General features: G+C 47.7%; 17 protein-coding genes. 10 read left to right on the forward strand and 7 right to left on the reverse strand.

Translation table 11 applies throughout. The features are described from left to right. Nucleotides 1-5: 5 nt before the first annotated feature. Entirely contained in the window at nt 6-1,022 is a 1,017-nt protein-coding gene (locus DW039_RS01380; protein WP_008665171.1) for an N-acetylmuramoyl-L-alanine amidase, read from the reverse strand. A gap of 137 nt (nt 1,023-1,159) precedes the next feature. Between DW039_RS01380 and DW039_RS01385 the strand changes: the two genes are divergently transcribed. Continuing rightward, nucleotides 1,160-2,440 carry an O-acetylhomoserine aminocarboxypropyltransferase/cysteine synthase family protein gene (locus DW039_RS01385; RefSeq protein ID WP_009038038.1) on the forward strand — a complete coding sequence of 427 codons (1,281 nt, stop codon included), beginning with the start codon at nt 1,160-1,162 and terminating at the stop codon, nt 2,438-2,440. Between the two features lie 64 nt (nt 2,441-2,504). Here the strand turns inward: DW039_RS01385 and DW039_RS01390 are convergent, their stop codons facing one another. Then, nucleotides 2,505-5,009, reverse strand: coding sequence for a family 20 glycosylhydrolase (locus DW039_RS01390; protein ID WP_120381592.1), 2,505 nt, complete (start codon nt 5,007-5,009; stop codon nt 2,505-2,507). Nucleotides 5,010-5,184: 175 nt separating this feature from the next. Here DW039_RS01390 and DW039_RS01395 point away from each other — a divergent pair, with 175 nt between their 5' ends. The 3 genes from DW039_RS01395 to DW039_RS01415 all read left to right on the forward strand — a co-directional run bounded on the left by DW039_RS01395 (nt 5,185) and on the right by DW039_RS01415 (nt 10,575). Continuing rightward, nucleotides 5,185-7,473, forward strand: coding sequence for an NADP-dependent malic enzyme (locus DW039_RS01395; RefSeq protein ID WP_120381593.1), 2,289 nt, complete (start codon nt 5,185-5,187; stop codon nt 7,471-7,473). 363 nt (nt 7,474-7,836) lie between these two features. Beyond that, nucleotides 7,837-9,174, forward strand: coding sequence for an NADP-specific glutamate dehydrogenase (locus tag DW039_RS01410; RefSeq protein WP_005826963.1), 1,338 nt, complete (start codon nt 7,837-7,839; stop codon nt 9,172-9,174). A 186-nt stretch (nt 9,175-9,360) separates the two neighbouring features. Continuing rightward, nucleotides 9,361-10,575: a GTP-binding protein gene (locus DW039_RS01415; protein ID WP_120381595.1), complete on the forward strand. Its 1,215-nt coding sequence runs from the start codon at nt 9,361-9,363 to the stop codon at nt 10,573-10,575. A 95-nt stretch (nt 10,576-10,670) separates the two neighbouring features. On the opposite strand, the gene DW039_RS01420 is transcribed toward DW039_RS01415, so the two are convergent. From DW039_RS01420 to DW039_RS01440, 5 genes are all read right to left on the reverse strand, one after another. After that, entirely contained in the window at nt 10,671-12,875 is a 2,205-nt protein-coding gene (locus DW039_RS01420) for a beta-N-acetylglucosaminidase (protein WP_044467610.1), read from the reverse strand. A gap of 120 nt (nt 12,876-12,995) precedes the next feature. Continuing rightward, entirely contained in the window at nt 12,996-13,574 is a 579-nt protein-coding gene (gene nadD / locus DW039_RS01425) for a nicotinate (nicotinamide) nucleotide adenylyltransferase (protein ID WP_044467611.1), read from the reverse strand. Nucleotides 13,575-13,596: 22 nt separating this feature from the next. Continuing rightward, a complete protein-coding gene (locus DW039_RS01430; RefSeq protein ID WP_005826972.1) occupies nt 13,597-13,833 on the reverse strand; it encodes a hypothetical protein in 237 nt (78 codons plus the stop codon). Continuing rightward, complete coding sequence (gene gmk, locus DW039_RS01435) at nt 13,830-14,393, reverse strand: guanylate kinase (protein WP_016272958.1); 564 nt, start codon at nt 14,391-14,393, stop codon at nt 13,830-13,832. The genes DW039_RS01430 and gmk overlap by 4 nt, the downstream gene beginning before the upstream one ends. A 36-nt stretch (nt 14,394-14,429) precedes the next feature. Further along, the gene (locus DW039_RS01440) at nt 14,430-15,314 is read right to left on the reverse strand and encodes a YicC/YloC family endoribonuclease (protein ID WP_005826974.1); all 885 of its coding nucleotides are present in this window, start codon (nt 15,312-15,314) and stop codon (nt 14,430-14,432) included. 91 nt (nt 15,315-15,405) lie between these two features. Between DW039_RS01440 and tsaB the strand changes: the two genes are divergently transcribed. The 6 genes from tsaB (at nt 15,406) to DW039_RS01470 (ending at nt 20,820) form a co-directional block, all read left to right on the forward strand. Continuing rightward, on the forward strand, nt 15,406-16,098 hold the full coding sequence (gene tsaB / locus DW039_RS01445; RefSeq protein ID WP_044467612.1) for a tRNA (adenosine(37)-N6)-threonylcarbamoyltransferase complex dimerization subunit type 1 TsaB: 693 nt from the start codon (nt 15,406-15,408) through the stop codon (nt 16,096-16,098). Nucleotides 16,099-16,219: 121 nt separating this feature from the next. Beyond that, the gene (locus tag DW039_RS01450; RefSeq protein WP_044467613.1) at nt 16,220-16,840 is read left to right on the forward strand and encodes a DUF4290 domain-containing protein; all 621 of its coding nucleotides are present in this window, start codon (nt 16,220-16,222) and stop codon (nt 16,838-16,840) included. Between the two features lie 98 nt (nt 16,841-16,938). Continuing rightward, nucleotides 16,939-18,246: a UDP-N-acetylglucosamine 1-carboxyvinyltransferase gene (gene murA / locus DW039_RS01455; RefSeq protein ID WP_044467614.1), complete on the forward strand. Its 1,308-nt coding sequence runs from the start codon at nt 16,939-16,941 to the stop codon at nt 18,244-18,246. A gap of 1 nt (nt 18,247) precedes the next feature. Beyond that, complete coding sequence (gene rimM, locus DW039_RS01460; RefSeq protein ID WP_005826980.1) at nt 18,248-18,784, forward strand: ribosome maturation factor RimM; 537 nt, start codon at nt 18,248-18,250, stop codon at nt 18,782-18,784. Next, entirely contained in the window at nt 18,781-19,638 is an 858-nt protein-coding gene (locus DW039_RS01465) for a M23 family metallopeptidase (RefSeq protein WP_044467615.1), read from the forward strand. The genes rimM and DW039_RS01465 overlap by 4 nt, the downstream gene beginning before the upstream one ends. Nucleotides 19,639-19,674: 36 nt before the next feature. Further along, on the forward strand, nt 19,675-20,820 hold the full coding sequence (locus tag DW039_RS01470; RefSeq protein ID WP_120381596.1) for a 1-deoxy-D-xylulose-5-phosphate reductoisomerase: 1,146 nt from the start codon (nt 19,675-19,677) through the stop codon (nt 20,818-20,820). Nucleotides 20,821-20,925 lie beyond the last annotated feature (105 nt).

Genomic DNA, 20,925 nt, shown 5'->3' on the forward strand with positions numbered 1-20,925 from the left:
TATCCTTATTTCGCCTTTTTATAATCCGTGATGAAACCCTCCATCATCCACTTGGCCAAGGCCTGGCGGTTCGAACTGATTACAAAACGGCGCTGGTCAAAAGTGTTCTGGATATTTCCCAATTCCACGAATACGGAAGCGGGAGAAGTATTGGCTAACACATAAAGATTGCGTGCGCTGACAGTTCCGGTAAACCCACGGTTGGGCTGGTGCTTGTCATATTTCGATTCGAAAGTTTTCTTCATGGTCTTAGCCAGACGCTTGCTGTCGGGCTTGCTTTTAGAGTGGTAAAAGAACACATCGGTCTGATGGCTCTTGCTGCGACTGTCCACATGAAGGAAAATGGCACGGCAATATTTATAGTTCTTGCGATCCTTCTTGTAAAACTCATTGATTTTGGCGCAACGTTGCCGGAGACGTGCCACTTGGTTCAAGGGTATGGGAGCTCCCATGCACGTCTCACGTTTGCTGTTGGAAAGGTACTTGTCATCACGGATTCCGTCTTTAGCATCCTGGATAATGATACGGACTTCCGCCCCCTCTTGCATCAAGTTACGGGCAAGGCGCAAAGCCACATCATACGCATACTCATCTTCATGCAGTTCTATTTTGCCGATTCTGCCGATAGCTCCGGGGTCGGGGCCTCCATGTCCGCTCACTACATAAAAACAAGCGCCCTGCAAACGGTTAGATGTCACTTTTACACTGGCAAGCGCTTTCCCGAACAAAGGTTCATTGATTGTCTTCTTCCCATTGCCAACCGGCTTTGATAATGGGGGCAGTACATACTTCACTCCCAGCCGCAATTCCTCCTTCCCTTTAAGAAGTTTCTTGTTCAGCTCCAAAAACTCCTTATAATAGGCTCTCCCCGGGCGCTTGTTACGTTCCAGGAAAACAGAGATTCCTTCTCCACGTCTCGGACTATCCCGCTCTTCCTGAGCCGAAGCATTAAAAGCAAACAAAGTACAAAAGAGGATGGTCAGTAAACAAAATATGCGTTTCATATTCCAATTATTCATCATTTATTCGGTTCGCTACAAATTTCCAGTCGCTAATTTATAGCATTTTACCATACTTAAGCACAAAATTATAATTTTTTCCCTACTTTTGCGACAACTTACGCGATAATAGATAAGAAACTTTTAAAACAGATAACATTATGGCAAAGCAATTCAAGCCGGAGACGCTGTGCGTACAAGCCGGATGGACTCCTAAAAAGGGCGAGCCCCGTGTACTCCCCATCTATCAAAGTACAACTTTCAAATATGATACCAGCGAACAGATGGCACGCTTGTTCGACCTTGAAGACAGCGGCTATTTCTATACCCGCCTGCAGAATCCTACAAACGATGCAGTAGCCGCCAAGATTGCCGCCCTCGAAGGTGGTGTGGCCGCTATGCTGACATCCAGCGGACAAGCAGCCAACTTCTATGCCATTTTCAATATCTGCCAGGCAGGAGACCATTTTGTTTGCTCCTCTACCATCTATGGCGGAACATTCAACCTCTTCGGAGTGACTTTGAAGAAATTGGGCATCGACGTCACTTTCGTCAACCCAGATGCCAGCGAGAAAGAAATTTCCGCTGCTTTCCGCCCCAATACCAAGGCCCTATTCGGCGAAACCATCTCCAACCCTACGCTCGAAGTGCTCGATATAGAGAAGTTTGCACGCATTGCCCACAGCCATGGCGTGCCCTTGATTGTGGACAACACCTTCCCTACCCCTATCAACTGCCGCCCGTTTGAGTGGGGTGCCGACATCGTAGTACACTCTACTACCAAATACATGGACGGACATGCCACCAGTGTAGGTGGAGCCATTGTAGACAGCGGTAACTTCGATTGGGATGCACACGCCGACAAATTCCCCGGACTGTGCACACCGGACGAGTCTTACCACGGACTGACTTATACGAAAGCCTTCGGCAAAATGGCTTACATCACCAAGGCTACAGCCCAACTGATGCGCGACCTGGGCAGCATCCAGTCTCCACAAAACGCATTCCTACTGAACCTGGGTCTGGAAACACTGCACCTGCGTATGCCCCAACATTGCAAGAATGCACAAGCGGTAGCCGAGTATCTTGCCCAGAACGACAAAGTGGCTTGGGTGAATTATTGTGGTCTGCCGGGCGACAAATACTACGAGCAGGCACAGAAGTACATGCCGAACGGCTCTTGCGGCGTTGTCACCTTCGGCTTGAAGGGCGGACGGGAAGAGTCTATCAAGTTTATGGATTCACTGAAACTGGCGGCCATCGTGACTCATGTGGCCGATGCACGTACTTGCGTGCTGCACCCAGCCAGCCATACACACCGCCAGTTGACAGACGAGCAGCTGATGGAGGCAGGTGTACGCCCCGACCTGATTCGCTTCTCGGTAGGTATAGAGAATGCAGAGGATATTATTGCCGACATCGAACAAGCGCTGAACGCCTAAAGGAATAAACAAAAGGGAGTGCATTTTCGGACAATGCACTCCCTTTTCATTTCAATATTCTCTATTACTCAACATTCAATATAATCGTCAAACTTTCCTTGCCTTGGTAGAAGGTCTTTGCTTTCACTACCAGGGAACCACACTTCACCGGTTCTTTCCATAAGGTTGACTGGGCAGTAGGTTCCGAACCATCAGTTGTGTAACGTACTTCAGCACCATCAATGGCCACATTAGCATACAGATTTCCATCTTTTACCAATAATCCCGGCTGAGGCAAGCGGAAGTTAATCCCATTCTTTGCCCAATAAGGCATTTCACTCTTGCTGATTTTCTCATAATAAAGTGCCAAAGCCTGATTGAAAGCCTGCTGCTCCCGCACGCCGGACAGGTTTTCCCATACCGGATGAGCATTCCAGCCACGTTCTGCCAGCCCTAATATTTTGGGGAAAAGAAGATATTCCACGCCATCAAAACTACGGATAGTTTCGGCAAACAATTGCCCTTGTACACCCATAATATGCTTCTTGCCTATCTCTGTCAAAGCAGTCTTCCCCTTTTCCGCATTATCCAAATCAATGGGATTGCCTGCCATATCCACACGCAGCGAACGATAAATGCTGAAAGGAAGCATAGAGAAAGAGACAGACTCATCCACATAACCTCCCCAATCGAGTCCACGCTCGTCCGGATGACCATTGTAAGCCATATCCATATAGAAATTGCCCACGTTGCAAAGGATGACCGGGTAACCGTTATTGGCTGTCTGATAAACCACTTCATCAGAGCCCGGTACAGTATTCCAGCAATACACACCGGCAGCCTGGCCCCTCAACTGTTGATGAGCCTCTTCGGTATGCCCCAAAGCAACTTCCTGCCAACCACTGAATTTCAGTCCGTTCTTCTGCATCACATCCGCCATTTGCGTAATGAAATACTCCGACAAATCATGAGCTTTCGTCATGCCTTTTTCCTTCATCAGCTCTTGGCATTTCGGAGAGCCCATCCACACGCCGCGAGGCACTTCGTCACCACCCAAATGCACTGTGGACAATGAAAGACCGGCTTCCTGATACATCGCATTAAGTTCCTGAATCACCTTCTCCATAAAACGGTAGGTAGAAGGCAAGGCGACATTCATCACATTGTCCGTATAATATTGTACAGAAACATAACGTGAAGTATCTTCCGGTTCACTCAATATATATTCTGTAGCTTTTCCCGGATCAGTTTCAAAATATTTGTTATAGCGTGCCTTCATGGAGACAATGGCAGCGCGGGCATGCCCCGGAGATTCTATTTCCGGAACAATGCGGACATGTCTTTCGGCAGCATACTTCAGCAAATCAATAAATTCCTCGCGGCTATAATATCCATTGCCTACAGTCTTTGCATCAGGGTCATAGCCACCGTCATAACATGGGTAGAGGCACTGGCTTTCGTCAGTGGTATGCCCGCGACGGCTACCCACAGCAGTCAGTTCCTCCAAACCAGGAATCTCCAAACGCCAGGCTTCATCATCACAAAAATGGAAATGCAGGACATTCAATTTATAAGATGCAAAAATATCCACCAGTTTCTTCAAGTTCTCCGGAGCGGTGAAATTACGGGCAATATCTATCATTTGTCCACGATATGCCAAGTCCGGATAATCCCGAATGGAGACTGCCTCCAGCAAATAAGGTGTCTGCTTGTCCTTCAACATTGACAAAAGTGTCTGTGTACCATTAAAGATGCCATGAGGAGTGGCAGCACTGATTTTTATCAGGTTGTCACCTATATTGATAGTATAATATTCATCATTTACGGCCTCCTTCCTATCAAGCAGTTCTTCCAGCACAATCTTCACGGAAGCATTTCCGACAACTTCCAAGCCATACAAACCTGTCAGTTTCTCTTTCAGCAACTTGGCTTCACCGGTAAAGTTCTCCGGAAATGCCAAAGCTACCTTACCTTCCAATACGACATTATCGCCTTCAATGGCTACCACTTTCTTTACAGACGGAAGAATGTCTGACTGCACCAAAGCAGGAGCACCAGCCAAGCGAAGATTGGATTCATAAATCTTAGTCGCATCCGGATAGCCGCTCATTGACTCGGGAGAAGGAAGCGGCAGCGCCTTCAAAGCCACGGGCAACGGACTGCCCTCTTTACCATCCACAGTCTCCACCCAATAAGTTCCTTCCGGTACATGGGAGTTCCGGTCCAGCTTGTAAGTGCAAAGGAAAGTGATCCGCATGGAATCACCGGGAGCCAGCGGAGCAAATTCGTCTGTCGGATACATTTTGAAAAAATTACCGTTCACTACCTCTACCTTCACTTCAGAGGCTCCTTCCTGCTTCACCCCTCGGGGAAGCTGTGAATAGTAAATCGTCCAGTTCTTTTTTAGAGGTTTTTGAGAGATATTCTTGAGAATAAAGGTATTCTCATAATATCCGGGTTCGATGTCACTTGCACCCATTTCCCAGGTCAGAGCAACCGGTGCCTTAGGTTCATTACTCGTTTTACATCCAGCAAATAGTGCCATTACACAAAATAATAATCCTGCCAGAGGAAGTTTCAAAATTCTCATGCAACTCATGTGTTAAGTTAATAAATGGGGGTAATCTCTAAAATCTGATGCCAAAAATAAGCATTTTAAGCTAATTAACTGATAAAAGTAATAGATTTTATTGACAGCGAGCTACAATTTAGAACTTTTATACCTACATTTGCAGCCAAATTATAACCAATTTAACTATTCTACCATGGCTAAAATAACCAAAGAAGCAGCCTTGCTCTACCATTCGCAAGGCAAACCGGGTAAGATTGAAGTAGTACCCACCAAGCCTTACAGTACACAAACCGATCTTTCTCTCGCCTACTCTCCGGGCGTTGCAGAACCGTGCCTCGAAATTGAGAAAAACCCGCAAGATGCATATAAATATACAGCAAAAGGCAATCTGGTAGCTGTCATCTCCAACGGAACCGCCGTGCTCGGCCTGGGCGATATTGGCGCCCTCAGCGGCAAACCCGTCATGGAGGGTAAAGGTCTGTTGTTCAAAATTTATGCAGGTATCGACGTATTCGACATCGAAGTAAATGAAAAAGACCCCGACAAGTTCATCGAAGCTGTCAAGGCTATTGCCCCAACATTCGGAGGTATCAACTTGGAAGACATCAAAGCACCCGAATGTTTCGAAATAGAACGCCGCCTGAAAGAGGAATTGGACATCCCCGTGATGCACGACGACCAGCACGGCACCGCCATCATCTCCAGCGCAGGATTGCTGAACGCCCTGGAAGTGGCAGGCAAGAAGATAGAGGAAGTGAAAATCGTCGTAAACGGTGCCGGGGCTTCCGCCACCTCATGTACCAAACTGTATGAAGCGCTCGGTGCACGCCGTGAGAATATCCTGATGCTGGACAGTAAGGGAGTCATCACCAGCGACCGCGAGAATCTGACCGAGCAGAAACGTTACTTTGCCACCGACCGTCGCGATGTACATACTCTGGCAGAAGCCATCAAAGGCGCCGATGTATTCCTCGGACTGTCAAAAGGTAATGTGTTGACCCAGGACATGGTTCGCAGCATGGCAGACCATCCCATCGTGTTTGCCCTTGCCAACCCTACTCCGGAAATCTCTTACGAAGACGCCATGGCAGCACGTCCGGACGTACTGATGTCCACCGGTCGTTCCGACTATCCTAACCAGATTAATAATGTAATCGGTTTCCCCTACATCTTCCGCGGTGCCCTCGACACGCAGGCAAAAGCCATCAACGAAACAATGAAAATTGCTGCCGTACACGCCATTGCCAACCTTGCCAAGCAGCCCGTGCCTGATGTGGTAAACGAGGCATACCACGTAAACAACTTCACTTTTGGTCCCGAATACTTCATCCCGAAACCGGTTGACCCGCGCCTCATCACCGAAGTGTCCTGCGCTGTGGCCAAAGCTGCCATGGAAAGCGGTGTAGCCCGCAAAGACATCGAAGATTGGGATGCCTACCGCCTGCAACTGCGTGAGCTGATGGGTTACGAAAGCAAACTGACCCGCCAGCTCTACGACACCGCCCGCCGCAACCCGCAACGTGTGGTATTTGCCGAAGGCATCCACCCCAATATGCTGAAAGCTGCTGTGGAAGCCAAGGCTGAAGGTATCTGCCATCCTATAATATTGGGCAACGACGAAGCCATCGAGAAGCTGGCAAAAGAACTAGACCTTAGCCTTGAAGGTATCGAGATAGTAAATCTGCGCCATCCGGATGAAGCGCCGCGCCGTGAACGCTATGCCCGCATTCTATCTGAAAAACGTGCCCGCGAAGGCGTCACTTACGAAGAAGCCAACGACAAAATGTTCGAACGTAACTACTTTGGTATGATGATGGTGGAGACGGGTGAAGCAGACGCTTTCATCACAGGCCTTTACACCAAATACAGCAATACCATCAAGGTCGCCAAGGAAGTCATCGGCATCCGTCCTGAATACAAACATTTCGGCACCATGCATATTCTGAACTCCAAGAAAGGCACATACTTCCTGGCAGATACGCTGATTAACCGTCATCCCAATGCCGAAACGCTGATTGACATTGCCAAGCTGTCGGAATATACCGTCCGCTTCTTCAATCATACACCGGTAATGGCCATGTTGAGTTACTCCAACTTCGGTGCGGATAAGGAAGGAAGTCCGGTAAGTGTACACGAAGCAGTGGATTATATGCAACAAAACTATCCTGACCTTGCCATTGACGGAGAAATGCAGGTGAATTTCGCCATGAACCGCGAAATGCGTGATGCCAAGTACCCGTTTACGCGCTTGAAAGGAAAAGACGTAAACACACTGATTTTCCCGAACTTGAGTTCTGCAAACTCTGCTTACAAGCTGCTGCAGGCGATGGATACGGACTCCGAACTGATTGGTCCTATCCAAATGGGGCTGAACAAGCCTATCCACTTCACCGATTTTGAAAGCTCCGTGCGAGATATCGTGAATATCACCGCAGTGGCAGTTATCGATGCTATCGTAGACAAAAAGAAAGCAGCCAAATGAAACGACCGTTATCAAAAATCCAAATAGTTTGCATTGTGCTGCTTTGGGCAGCACTTTGCTACATTGTTTTGATATCTATCGAACGAATTGACGGTCCAATCATCCTAACGCTTGCCATTTCGGCGGCTTTAGTATTTATTCCCGTCATAAAGTCTCTAAAAAGAGGATAAATAATATCTTTTTATTCCATTTTGCGGTATAAAACAATAAAATTGTTGTTTTATACCGCATTTTCTTTATAAAATGTTTGCTCGTTTCATTTTTATGTGTACTTTTGCAACCGCAATGAGAGGAAAAGGAAACAAACCGAAAATCGAATTGTTTTAGGTAACATATAGTAGCAACCAATAAAAGAAATAGATTATGAATGCAGCTAAGGTATTAGAAGACCTGAAAAGACGGTTCCCCAACGAACCGGAGTATCATCAAGCAGTAGAAGAAGTTCTTTCTACGATTGAAGAAGAGTATAACAAGCATCCGGAGTTTGACAAAGCCAATCTGATTGAACGTCTTTGCATCCCCGATCGCGTTTACCAATTCCGTGTTACTTGGGTAGACGATAAAGGTAACGTACAAACCAACATGGGCTATCGTGTGCAGCACAACAACGCTATCGGCCCTTATAAAGGCGGTGTTCGTTTCCACGCTTCTGTAAACCTGAGCATCCTGAAATTCCTTGCTTTCGAGCAGACATTTAAAAACTCATTGACAACTCTGCCTATGGGTGGCGGTAAAGGCGGTTCGGACTTCTCTCCGCGCGGCAAGTCAAATGCTGAGGTCATGCGTTTTGTTCAGGCTTTCATGCTGGAGTTATGGCGTCATATCGGCCCTGAAACAGACGTACCTGCCGGTGATATCGGTGTAGGTGGTCGCGAAGTAGGTTTCATGTTCGGTATGTATAAGAAGCTGGCTCATGAATTTACGGGTACTTTCACCGGTAAGGGCCGTGAGTTCGGCGGTTCGCTGATTCGTCCGGAAGCTACCGGCTACGGTAACATCTACTTCCTGATGGAAATGTTAAAGACTAAGGGTACTGACTTGAAAGGCAAAACTTGTCTGATTTCCGGTTCCGGTAACGTAGCTCAATATACGGCCGAGAAAGTATTGGAATTGGGTGGTAAGGTATTGACCATGTCTGATTCTGACGGTTATGTATACGATCCGGACGGCATTGACCGCGAAAAGTTGGATTACATCATGGAGCTGAAAAACCTCTATCGTGGACGTATCCGCGAATATGCTGAACAATATCCGGGTGTCAAGTACGTAGAAGGTGCACGTCCTTGGGGTGAAAAGGCAGACATCGCCCTGCCTTCTGCAACTCAGAATGAAATAAATGGAGATGATGCCAAAAAACTAATTGCTAATGGTGTCATGGCTGTGTCCGAAGGTGCAAACATGCCTTCTACCCCTGAAGCAATCCGCGTATTCCAAGATGCAAAGATTCTGTATGCTCCGGGTAAGGCAGCCAATGCCGGCGGTGTATCAGTATCCGGTCTCGAAATGACTCAGAACTCCATCAAGTTGAGCTGGAGTGCAGAGGAAGTGGACGAGAAATTGAAGAGCATCATGAAGAACATTCACGAAGCTTGCGTGCAATATGGTACGGAAGCCGACGGTTATGTAAATTACGTGAAGGGTGCCAATGTGGCCGGATTTATGAAGGTGGCAAAGGCGATGATGGCGCAAGGGATTCTGTAAGAACTAAAGCCATAGTACAACTACAACAGAAGAAAGGTGAGGGGCTCAAAGCTTTTCACCTTTTTTCTGTTTAATAATATAGAAGAAACAAAATTTTGTTTTTTTCAATCCATTATCACATAAATCAGATAACTTTGCGGAAGTTAATAAGAGAAGACCATTATCATTGAAGCAAACCAAACGATTATGAATACAATAGAAATCCCCGTACTGCTGTTGACCGGTTATCTAGGCAGTGGCAAAACGACGTTGGTAAATCACATTCTTTCTAATAAACGTGGCATTAAGTTTGCCGTTATCGTCAATGACATAGGCAAAGTGAACATTGATGCAGACCTTATACAGAAAGGTGGCGTGGTGGGAAAGAAAGACGACAGCCTGGTAGCTCTGCAGAATGGCTGTATCTGCTGTACGCTGAAGACAGACTTGATAGAGCAGATGTTCGAAATCATGAAGATGCAACGCTTCGACTACATCGTGATTGAAGCGAGTGGCATCTGTGAACCGGAGCCTATTGCCCAAACACTCTGCTCCATTCCTCATATGGGAGGAGCGTATACTAAATACGGTATTTGCCGCTTAGACTGCATTACCACCGTGGTGGACGCCTTACGTCTGCAAAGTGAATTTTCTTGCGGAGATGATTTGACACGCAAAGGCATTGATGAGGAAGATATAGAAAACCTCATCATTCAGCAGATTGAGTTCTGCAATATTATCCTGCTGAACAAAGCAGCAGAAGTACAGCCCGAGGAATTAAAACGTATCAGGCAGATTATCCACACCTTGCAACCCGGTGCCCAAATTATAGAGTGCAACTATGCAGATGTAGACCTGGATAAGATTATCCATACCCACCTCTTTAACTTTGAACGTGCCGCAACTTCCGCCGGATGGATTCGTGGCATAGAGCAACAAGTAAGCGAAGAGGAGGAAAAAGAGGCGCATTACCATCATGAAGATGAACATCATCATGAAAGCGAACATCATCACGAGAAATGTCATCACCACCATCACGAAGGAGGTGAAGTAGAAGAATACGGTATTGGCACATTTGTCTACTACCGCCGTCCTGCATTCGACATTCATAAGTTCGACCACTATGTCGCTACCAAATGGCCCCGCAGCGTTATCCGCGCCAAGGGTGTCTGCTACTTCAGCCACAACCGCGACATGTCCTTCCTCTTTGAACAAGCAGGTATACAGAAGAAAATAACTGAAGCCGGACAATGGTATGCCACCGCCCCCGAAGAAGACATGATAGAACTGATGCGCCAAGAACCGGGATTGCTAAAAGACTGGGACGAGCAATACGGCGACCGCATGCTGAAGATAGTATTCATCGGACAAAATATGGATAAAGAGCAAATCATCCGCGACTTGGACAAATGCCTTGAATAACTTCCTAAAAAAGTGCTCCCCGTCATTCCGATCTTAAGAACAACGGGGAGCATCGTCCCAGGCGCGTAACTCTATTTTAAGAATCAGGAACCATATCAATTCTCCGTAAAACGGAACATTTTGAAATACACCTTCTGCTCTGTGTCGGATACATTCACCAGCCTCATCTTCGCAACGCTCAAATCCTTGAGAGATGCCTTCACCTGCGTTCTGTATCCCGGCTTCAAATCCACCGCCTGCCAGTTTGTGCCATCCGAAGTTACTTCCAGTTTAAACTTCGAATCAGCAACCTCCGCATCTCCCAAATCGATAAGCACCGAACTCAACTGGCGGGCATAATCCATCGAAATGGTCAGCACACCGCCTGCCTGCCAGTTGATGACTTCATTGGACGGAATAATTGTATTCACCTTTCCCTTCTGCTGAATAGGAAGCGAAGCCAACTGATTCACGTCGCTCTTCAACGTGTAGGGAGAATAAACAGCCTTTGTATCAAGCCCGGCATGGAACGCTGCATTATAGCCCGTTGTCGCCGCTTCGAACAAAGCATTGAAAGTAGGCATCAGATGCAGGCTGCCGCTCTTTATGCCCGCTTTATATTGGGCATCCGTCTCACCCATCAGCACCAGCAGGGCGCGGGCGTGTTCGTAGCTACCTATAAATGCATCCTTCTGCTGGCGCAGGCGTATCATGTTCAGCACCTCCGCACCATACTCTCCCACTTGTTTGAACTGAATGAGCCAAGGCCTTATTTCAGTTATCAACGGACGATTCTCATTTCCCGACGCAAGCAATCCATCAGCGGCAACGATTATCTTCCGGCATTCCTCAGCTACCTGCCGATAGGCATCTTCATCTATCTCGTTTTTCTCTTGATAGGCTTTCAACAAGGCAGAGAGAGCAGGCTGAATGGCAACGGACTCTTCACGACGGAAGCGATGTCCATTCTGTCCCGGGTCGGAATTATGAGCAGCGAAGATTTCCAAATATTCGGCATGAAGTGGCATAAGGTCTCTGACTGCATGTTTCCAAGAAGTTTCACTATCATAATTCTCCATATTCCAAGTATAATCAGCTACACTGTACAGAGAGATTTTGGAAGCCTCGGCATGTTCCATCGGATTGGAAACAAAAGCAGACATATCATCTTTTATATCAAGCCCGTTTCCATAAACCGGCCCTAGCAGCAAATGGTCTTGTACATAATCCGAAACGGGGAAATTCCACCAAATGTACGCCTTACGTTTCAGCAGCGGATTGACGAAGTCCAGCGTAGACTTATCTATAGTAGCAACTACCATATCACCGGTCCACATCACCTTGATACCCTCGTTCAACTTATCACCAAGCGTAGTGAGATAGCCTCCCTCCACATCGGTCCATGACTTGTTGTACTCTGTGGGACACAATATCAATGGTGCAACATCCCGCTTGACTTTTACAAAATGGTCGTCAATATAGTTCAACAGTTCAGCCTGCTTGTCCGCCTTTGTCCCCTCACCCGAAATATCATCAAAGAAAACGGCAAAACCACGCACACCCAACTGGTACATGCTTTCGAACTTCTGCAACAATAACGAGCGGTCTTCTTCATTCCAGCGAATATCCTGACCCGGATGAATGGCCCAATAGAAAATAACATTGTTCTCCTTCGCCCTATTCACCAATACTTTCAACTCTTCTCCTTCTCGAACAGGATAAGGCTTGCGCCAGTTGGGAGTCCGGTGATAAGGATCGTCTTTCGGTCCATAGATATAGACATTCATTTTGTTCCGACCATAAAAATCAAGCTGGCGTATACGCGCCTCCTGACTCCAGGGAGCACCGTAAAAACCTTCTACCACACCCCGATAGGGAACATCAGGATAGTCCGTCACTTCAGCCAAAGGCAGCTTGTCTAAAGCAAGCAACTGCGCAAGAGTCTGTACACCATAGTACGCTCCCCGTTCGTCAGCACCGGCTATGACGATGCAGTCTTTTTCTATTTTCAGGAAATAACCTTCGGATTTGCGTGGAATCCGATGTTGGTATTTCTTAATAATCTTATCTCCTTTCACTCCTATATATACACGGAAAGAAGCGCCAAGCACCTCTTCCGGCATCAATGAACGGAGTAAAGGCAACGCAGGTCCGTCCTGCACGGAATTGCCGGAAAGGATCTGGTATTGTCGGGGAATATCAACAGAATCTTTTTGCGTAATATATTCTTGGGGAGTAGGTTGCAAATGAAACTCTTGCGCACAAAGCGTCGCTGTCGTCAGCATACCGAATGCTCCCAGTAACAGTAGTTCTTTTCTCATAAGCGGATTATTAAATTAAGGAATATCTATGTATTAAGAAAACTCTTCCATGCATTCAAGGTTGATACGTTCAAAAATAAGAAATAAATATGAAAACACGTACAAATACAGACATTTATTTCAATTTAAAGATTCATTCCGCATCCGTTTGAGTTCATCGCACACAGCCGGATGCAGGAAGTAGCGTACGTCTTTTCCCTCCTCTATGGCCCGACGGATAAAAGTGGAGCTGATTTCGAATATCGGAGAAGAAACTGTCCGCACATTCTGCGGTAAAAAGGTGGCCTCTACCGGATAGCCGGGACGGGGATAAACCAGAAGATGATTTTCGGCAATAATGCGTTCCGACTCGTACCAACGGTGGAACAGCCTCCAGTTGTCCGAACCAATGACAAGATGGAAAGTGTGTTGGGGATAAGTCCGTTTCAGTGCGTCCAACGTATGAACAGTATAAGAAGGCCGAGGCAGATGGAATTCAAAATCGGAAGCGCGAAACTTGGGATAACCCTCAGTGGCTAGCTGCACCAGCTTCAAACGTAACTTGTCATCCATCAGTTCGTTTTCTTCCTTCAGCGGATTGTGGGGGGTGACCATAAACCACACTTCGTCCAGGTCCCCGTATTCGCAAAGATAGTTGGCGAGGGCCAAATGTCCGATGTGTATCGGGTTGAACGAGCCGCTGAAGATTCCTATATTCATTTATTCTTATTCATATACAACCTTACAAAGGACGTCTTTGCAACGCACGCCAGGCAGCCCAAGCATTGAAAATCGTCACTACAGAGATAAGAAACATTGAAATACTGGAACGAGGCTCGCCATGATGTATATACAATACACCCACAACAAGGGAGCAGACGAACAGAACGCTATTAATAATTAGCAATGCCTTGTTCAGCTTCGGGCTATTCTTCCTCCTCGGTGCCAACTGGTTGTACACTCCTCCACGTTGTTTCATTCGTTCAAGAATTGAGAGATTACTTTCAATGCTTCCGCTTTGGCTGTCTCCAGGTCATCGTTCACAATCACGGTATCGAACTTCGGTGCAAAGCCCAGTTCGTATTCGGCTTTCGCCACGCGGTTCTCTATCACTTCGGGAGCATCTGTTCCGCGCCCCACCAAGCGTTTGCGCAATTCCTCCACTGAAGGTGGCTGAATGAAAACAGACAAAGCACGCTCACCATAGAATTTCTTGATATTGCAACCACCCACTACATCCACATCGAACACTACATTCTGTCCGGCAGCCAATTGCTTTTCCACCTGCTCCTTCAGTGTTCCGTAAAAACGGTCCTGATATACCTCTTCATACTCCAGGAATTCATCATTGGCTATGCGACGACGGAACTCGTCAGGAGTCAGAAAGAAGTACTCCACTCCATCTTTCTCCGTTCCGCGGGGCGGACGGCTGGTCGCTGAGATGGAAAATGCCAAGTTCAGATTTTGAGTCAGCAGATAGTTGATAATCGTTGACTTGCCGGAGCCCGAAGGGGCTGAAAATATGATAAGTTTTGCCATCGAATTATTTACGATTTGACGATTTACTATTTGATACTACATGACGTTCAATACTTGTTCCTTGATTTGCTCCAATTCATCTTTCATCTGAACGACAATCTTCTGCATCTCCGCATGATTGGACTTACTGCCCAAGGTATTGATTTCACGTCCCATCTCCTGGGCGATGAACCCTAACTTCTTGCCTTGTCCGGTTCCGGTTTCCAGCGTATTGATAAAATATTTCAGATGATTGCCAAGACGCTGTTTCTCTTCGTTCACATCCAGTTTTTCGATGTAGTAGATGAGTTCCTGCTCCAGACGGTTCTTGTCATAATCCACGCTCAAGGTCTTTTCCAGTGCATCGGTAATACGCTCCTTCACTTTGGCCACACGCTCTTTCTCGTAGGGAGCGATAGTCTCCAACAAATGGGAGATATTGGCGATCTTCTCACGGAACTTCTTTTCAAGGGCAGCTCCTTCCTGCTTACGGAAGTCCACCAGCGCACCGACAGCCTTTTCCACAGCCGAATAGACCACAGCCCATTCCTCCTCACTCAGTTCCTGCGTATCATTCTTCGTCATCACATCCGGCATACGGAGTAACGTGGCAAACCAGTCCGTCGCATCCGGCACAGGTATTCCTAGATTTTCTGATATAGCACAAATCTGCTTGTAATATCCCTCAACCAATGTCTGGTTGATGGGAGTGGCGCTTTCCGCACTCTCTTTCTTTTCTATCCAAAGGCTGAAATCCACCTTTCCGCGCTCCAGTTTCCGTGATATTTCATTACGGATTTCCATCTCCTTCTCACGATAAAGCGGAGCAATGCGGGCAGATAGGTCCATTGCCTTACTATTGAGCGACTTTATTTCAACGTTGATTTTCTTATCAGGCAGTTCGACGGTTGCTTTGCCGTAGCCTGTCATGGATTGTATCATAATGTTATAGTTTTGCGCAAAATTACACGATTATTTTAATTAGTGAAAATAATCACGTAAATTTGCCACAATAAAATCAAGAATAAAAGTTATGTCATGTATCTTGCATATTGAAACGTCCACTTCTGCCTGCTCCGTAGCCGTGAGCGAGGACGGACAGAACGTTTTCAAGAAAGAGGACCTGAATGGCCCTTCACACGCCGTTTCATTGGGAGTCTTTGTGGACGAGGCGCTATCCTTTGCCGATAGCCATGCCATGCCGTTGGATGCAGTCGCCGTGAGCTGCGGCCCTGGTTCGTATACCGGGTTGCGTATCGGCGTGTCAATGGCAAAAGGTGTCTGCTATGGACGTAACCTGCCACTTATCGGGCTGGAAACCCTGAAAGTTCAGTGTGTACCGGTATTGCTCTACCACGATGAGTTGCCCGACGACGCATTACTCTGCCCGATGATTGACGCCCGCCGCATGGAAGTCTATGCTGCCATCTACAACCGTGCCTTGAAATCGGTGCGCGACATTGCAGCCGATATTGTGGACGAAAACTCCTACCTGGAATTTTTAGAGCAACATCCCGTCTATTTCTTCGGTGACGGTGCAGCCAAATGCAAAGAGAAAATCACGCATCCCAATGCACACTTCATCGACGGCATCCGCCCGCTTGCCGGCATGATGTTTCCGTTGGCAGAGAAGGCAATAGCCGAACAAGATTTCAAGGATGTGGCCTATTTCGAACCCTTCTATTTGAAGGAATTCGTAGCCGGCACGCCAAAGAAACTTATTTAGGGTTTAGGGATTAGGGATGAATACCATGCGGTATCACTACGTAGCCCATTAATCACTAATCACTAATCACTAACCACTAATCACTAACCACTAATCATTGAACATTAATCACTAATTAAAGATGCAATATAACACTCAACAAAAACGGATGCCCCTGCCCGAATATGGTCGCAGCATCCAGAATATGGTAGACCACGCGCTGACAATCGAAGACCGTGCAGAACGCCAGCGTTGCGCAAACACAATCATCAACATCATGGGAAACATGTTTCCCCATCTGCGCGATGTACCCGACTTCAAACATAAGCTATGGGACCACCTTGCCATCATGGCCAACTTCCAATTGGATATAGATTATCCGTACGAAATTATCCGCAAGGACAATCTGAATACCAAGCCGGAGAGCATCCCCTACCCCAGTACCAAAATCCGCTACCGCCACTATGGCCGTACACTGGAAGTACTGATAAAGAAAGCCATCGAATTTCCGGAAGGAGAAGAGAAGCAGAACTTGATAGCGCTCATTTGTAACCACATGAAGAAAGACTACATGGCATGGAACAAAGATACCGTCGATGACCGTAAGATTTCAGACGACCTCACCGAACTCTCTGACGGAAAACTGCAAATGACCGACAGCATCGTCCGTCTCATGGCAGAACGTATCGACCTGAACTACCGTCCGAAGATGAACAACCAGAACAATCGGAACAACAACCGGAACAATAAACGGAAATACTAAAATTGAATGATTAGCGATTAGTGGTTAATGCCATGTGGCATCACCATGCTAATCACTAATCACTAATCACTAATCACTAACCCCTAATCACTAATTTCATGGCATCATTTGTAATCGAAGGAGGACACAGCCTTTCCGGTGACATCTACCCCCAAGGAGCGAAGAACGAAGTGTTGCAGATTATCTGCGCCACGCTGCTCACTGCCGAAGAGGTGACTGTGCACAATATCCCGGACATACTGGACGTCAACAACCTTATCCAATTGATGCGGGATATGGGAGTCAGCGTATCAAAAAAGGACATCGACACTTACAGCTTCCAAGCTGCCGATGTCGATTTCGCCTATTTGGAAAGTGACGCGTTTCTGAAGAGATGTTCCAGCCTGCGGGGTTCCGTCATGCTGGTGGGGCCGATGGTTGCGCGTTTCGGCAAGGCCATGATTTCCAAGCCGGGCGGAGACAAGATAGGACGCCGCCGTCTGGACACGCACTTCATCGGCATCCAGAATTTAGGAGCCGACTTCATCTATAATGAGGAGCGTGGCATCTACGAAATATCAGCCAAACAACTGCATGGCAGTTATATGCTGCTCGATGAGGCATCTGTAACGGGAACCGCCAATATCGTAATGGCAGCCGTCCTTGCCAAAGGCAAGACCACCATCTACAATGCCGCCTGCGAACCCTATGTACAGCAACTTTGCAGAATGCTGAACCGAATGGGAGCCAAGATAACGGGTATCGCCTCCAACCTCCTAACCATCGAAGGAGTGGACGAGTTGCACGGTACCGAGCATACCATCCTCCCCGACATGATTGAAGTGGGCAGTTTCATCGGTATGGCAGCCATGACCCGTAGTGAACTGACCATCAAGAACGTCTCCTACGAGAACTTGGGAATTATCCCCGACAGTTTCCGCCGCCTCGGCATCAAAATGGAGCAGCGGGGAGACGACATTTACGTGCCGGCACAAGAAACATACCAGATAGAGTCCTTTATCGACGGCTCCATCATGACCATTGCAGATGCACCCTGGCCCGGACTGACGCCGGACTTGCTCAGTGTACTGCTGGTGGTTGCCACTCAGGCAAAAGGCAGTGTGCTCATTCACCAGAAAATGTTCGAAAGCCGCTTGTTCTTTGTGGACAAGCTGATAGATATGGGAGCGCAAATCATCCTCTGCGACCCGCACCGTGCCGTTGTCATCGGACATGACCACGGCTTCAAACTACGCGGCGGCAACATGACCTCGCCCGATATCCGTGCCGGTATCGCCCTGCTGATAGCTGCCATGAGTGCGGACGGCATCAGCCGCATCCATAATATAGAGCAGATAGACCGGGGATATCAGAATATTGAAGGACGACTGAATGCGCTCGGAGCAAGAATAACAAGAATAGAATAAGATGATAAAGAGAGAAGAAGTATATAAGATAGGTATATTCAACAAGCCCCACGGTATTCACGGAGAATTGTCGTTCACTTTTACGGATGACATCTTCGACCGGGTGGAAGCCGAATACCTAATCTGCCTGCTGGATGGTATACTGGTGCCTTTCTTCTTGGAAGAATACCGTTTCCGCTCCGACACCACCGCCCTTGTCAAACTGGAAGGCGTGGACACGGCAGAACGCGCCCGCATGTTCACTAATATTGAGGTCTACTTCCCCGTAAAGCATGCAGAAGAGGCAGGACCAGGTGAACTGAGTTGGGACTTCTTCGTCGGTTTTCGTATGGAGGAAGTACATCACGGCACGCTGGGAGAAGTGACGGACGTGGACACATCGACCATCAACACACTGTTTGTGGTAGATTATCAGGGAGAAGAACTGCTGGTGCCGGCACAAGAAGAGTTTATCATAGACATTGACCAGAAGCACAAGGTCATCACCGTAGACCTGCCGGAAGGTTTGATAGCTTTGGACGAAACAGAAGAGGTATGAAAAAGAAACGAAGAAAAGCATTTTGGAGTAACATCAAGTTCAAGTACAGACTGACGATTACGAACGAGAATACCCTTGAGGATATCATCACGTTGCGCGTATCCAAGCTGAACGGGCTGTCCGTATTGCTCTCCGTGCTGTTCGTATTGTTTCTCATCGCCTCCCTGATCGTAGCCTTTACCCCACTGCGCAACTACCTGCCGGGATATATGAACAGTGAAATCCGTGCCCAGGTAGTGGAGAATGCCTTGCGCGTAGATTCCCTCCAGCAACTGGTGAACAGACAGAACCTCTATATCATGAATATCCAGGACATCTTCCAGGGCAAGATAAAGGCAGATACCATACATTCCATCGACTCGTTGACCCACCTGCGCGAAGATTCGCTCATGGAACGTACACAACGGGAAGCCGAATTCCGCAAACAGTACGAGGAGACAGAAAAGTACAACCTGACGAGCATCACCGCTCGCCCCGAAATAGACGGACTGATTTTCTACCGCCCCACACGCGGCATGATTTCATCTCCCTTCAATGCCGAAACAAAACACTTCGGCACGGACATTGCCGCCAATCCGGGCGAAAGCGTATTGGCCACCTTAGACGGTACCGTCATACTGAGTACCTACACTGCCGAGACGGGTTATCTGATAGAAATACAGCACAACCAGGACTTCGTGTCAGTCTACAAGCATTGCGGCTCTCTGCTGAAACGGGAAGGAGATACGGTGAAAGGGGGTGAAGCCATCGCACTGGTAGGAAACACCGGCGAGCTGTCCACCGGTCCCCACCTTCACTTCGAGCTGTGGCATAAGGGCAGGGCCGTAAATCCCGAGCTTTACATCGTATTTTAGTCTCCAAATAGTAAATTGTAAATAGCATAATAGTAAATGAAACAGATTGCCATACTCGGTTCTACCGGTTCCATCGGTACACAAGCGTTGCAGGTCATCGAAGAACATCCCGACCAGTACGAAGCATACGTATTGACCGCCAATAACCGCGTAGAGGAACTCATAGCCCAGGCACGCAGATTCAAGCCTGAGGCAGTGGTAATAGCCAACGAATCGAAATACACGCAACTGAAAGAAGCGCTTGCCGACCTACCTATCAAGGTATATGCCGGCGCAGATGCCCTTTGCCAGATTGTGACCGAAAATCCCATTGATATGGTATTGACCGCCATGGTGGGATATGCAGGGCTGAAGCCCACCATGAATGCCATCCGAGCCCGTAAGCCGATAGCCCTTGCCAACAAAGAGACGCTGGTGGTGGCGGGAGAGCTCATCAATGACCTGGCACGCTTCAGCGGTGTCCCCATCCTGCCCGTCGACTCCGAGCACTCCGCCGTTTTCCAGTGCCTGGCCGGCGAGATAGGCAACCAAATAGAAAAAGTGATACTGACTGCCTCCGGAGGTCCGTTCCGCACCTGCACCATGGAGCAACTGGCAACCGTCACCAAAGCGCAAGCACTGAAACACCCCAATTGGGACATGGGCGCCAAAATCACGATAGACTCTGCTTCCATGATGAACAAAGGGTTCGAGGTAATCGAAGCCAAATGGCTGTTCGGTGTACGTCCCGACCAGATAGAAGTCGTGGTACACCCGCAATCCGTCATCCACTCCATGGTACAGTTTGAGGACGGTGCCGTGAAAGCACAACTGGGAATGCCGGACATGCGCCTGCCCATCCAATACGCCTTCTCCTATCCCGACCGGTTGAAAGCCTCTTTCCCGCGCCTGGACTTCAAGCTGTGTACGGAACTGACGTTCGAGCAACCGGACATCACCCGTTTCCGTAACCTCGCCCTGGCCTACGAAGCGCTACATCGTGCAGGCAATATGCCTTGCATTGTCAATGCCGCCAATGAAGTGGTGGTAGCCGCCTTCCTGCAGGACAAAATTTCGTTCCTTGGCATGAGTGAAGTAATAGAAAAGACCATGTCGCGTGTATCCTACTTACAGAAGCCCACCTATGAAGACTATGTGGCTACGGATGCCGAAGCCCGACGGATAGCAGAAGAGCTGATTTGATAGATACACCGGAATGAAAAGAATTATAAAAAACATCTACTCATTTGATACGTTAAATAAGAAAACGTACCTTTGCGAAAATTATAAAAATCGTAAAACAGCAAA

Source organism: Bacteroides sp. AF39-16AC (assembly GCF_003602735.1).
In the GTDB taxonomy this organism is placed as follows: Bacteria; Bacteroidota; Bacteroidia; order Bacteroidales; family Bacteroidaceae; genus Bacteroides; species Bacteroides uniformis.

Excerpts from the sequence above, each read along its gene's own strand:
- DW039_RS01380 (WP_008665171.1), bottom strand. The coding sequence starts at position 1,022 with ATGATGAATAATTGGAATATGAAACGCATATTTTGTTTACTGACCATC.
- DW039_RS01385 (WP_009038038.1), top strand. The coding sequence starts at position 1,160 with ATGGCAAAGCAATTCAAGCCGGAGACGCTGTGCGTACAAGCCGGATGG.
- DW039_RS01390 (WP_120381592.1), bottom strand. The coding sequence starts at position 5,009 with ATGAGAATTTTGAAACTTCCTCTGGCAGGATTATTATTTTGTGTAATG.
- DW039_RS01395 (WP_120381593.1), top strand. The coding sequence starts at position 5,185 with ATGGCTAAAATAACCAAAGAAGCAGCCTTGCTCTACCATTCGCAAGGC.
- DW039_RS01410 (WP_005826963.1), top strand. The coding sequence starts at position 7,837 with ATGAATGCAGCTAAGGTATTAGAAGACCTGAAAAGACGGTTCCCCAAC.
- DW039_RS01415 (WP_120381595.1), top strand. The coding sequence starts at position 9,361 with ATGAATACAATAGAAATCCCCGTACTGCTGTTGACCGGTTATCTAGGC.
- DW039_RS01420 (WP_044467610.1), bottom strand. The coding sequence starts at position 12,875 with ATGAGAAAAGAACTACTGTTACTGGGAGCATTCGGTATGCTGACGACA.
- nadD (WP_044467611.1), bottom strand. The coding sequence starts at position 13,574 with ATGAATATAGGAATCTTCAGCGGCTCGTTCAACCCGATACACATCGGA.
- DW039_RS01430 (WP_005826972.1), bottom strand. The coding sequence starts at position 13,833 with ATGAAACAACGTGGAGGAGTGTACAACCAGTTGGCACCGAGGAGGAAG.
- gmk (WP_016272958.1), bottom strand. The coding sequence starts at position 14,393 with ATGGCAAAACTTATCATATTTTCAGCCCCTTCGGGCTCCGGCAAGTCA.
- DW039_RS01440 (WP_005826974.1), bottom strand. The coding sequence starts at position 15,314 with ATGATACAATCCATGACAGGCTACGGCAAAGCAACCGTCGAACTGCCT.
- tsaB (WP_044467612.1), top strand. The coding sequence starts at position 15,406 with ATGTCATGTATCTTGCATATTGAAACGTCCACTTCTGCCTGCTCCGTA.
- DW039_RS01450 (WP_044467613.1), top strand. The coding sequence starts at position 16,220 with ATGCAATATAACACTCAACAAAAACGGATGCCCCTGCCCGAATATGGT.
- murA (WP_044467614.1), top strand. The coding sequence starts at position 16,939 with ATGGCATCATTTGTAATCGAAGGAGGACACAGCCTTTCCGGTGACATC.
- rimM (WP_005826980.1), top strand. The coding sequence starts at position 18,248 with ATGATAAAGAGAGAAGAAGTATATAAGATAGGTATATTCAACAAGCCC.
- DW039_RS01465 (WP_044467615.1), top strand. The coding sequence starts at position 18,781 with ATGAAAAAGAAACGAAGAAAAGCATTTTGGAGTAACATCAAGTTCAAG.
- DW039_RS01470 (WP_120381596.1), top strand. The coding sequence starts at position 19,675 with ATGAAACAGATTGCCATACTCGGTTCTACCGGTTCCATCGGTACACAA.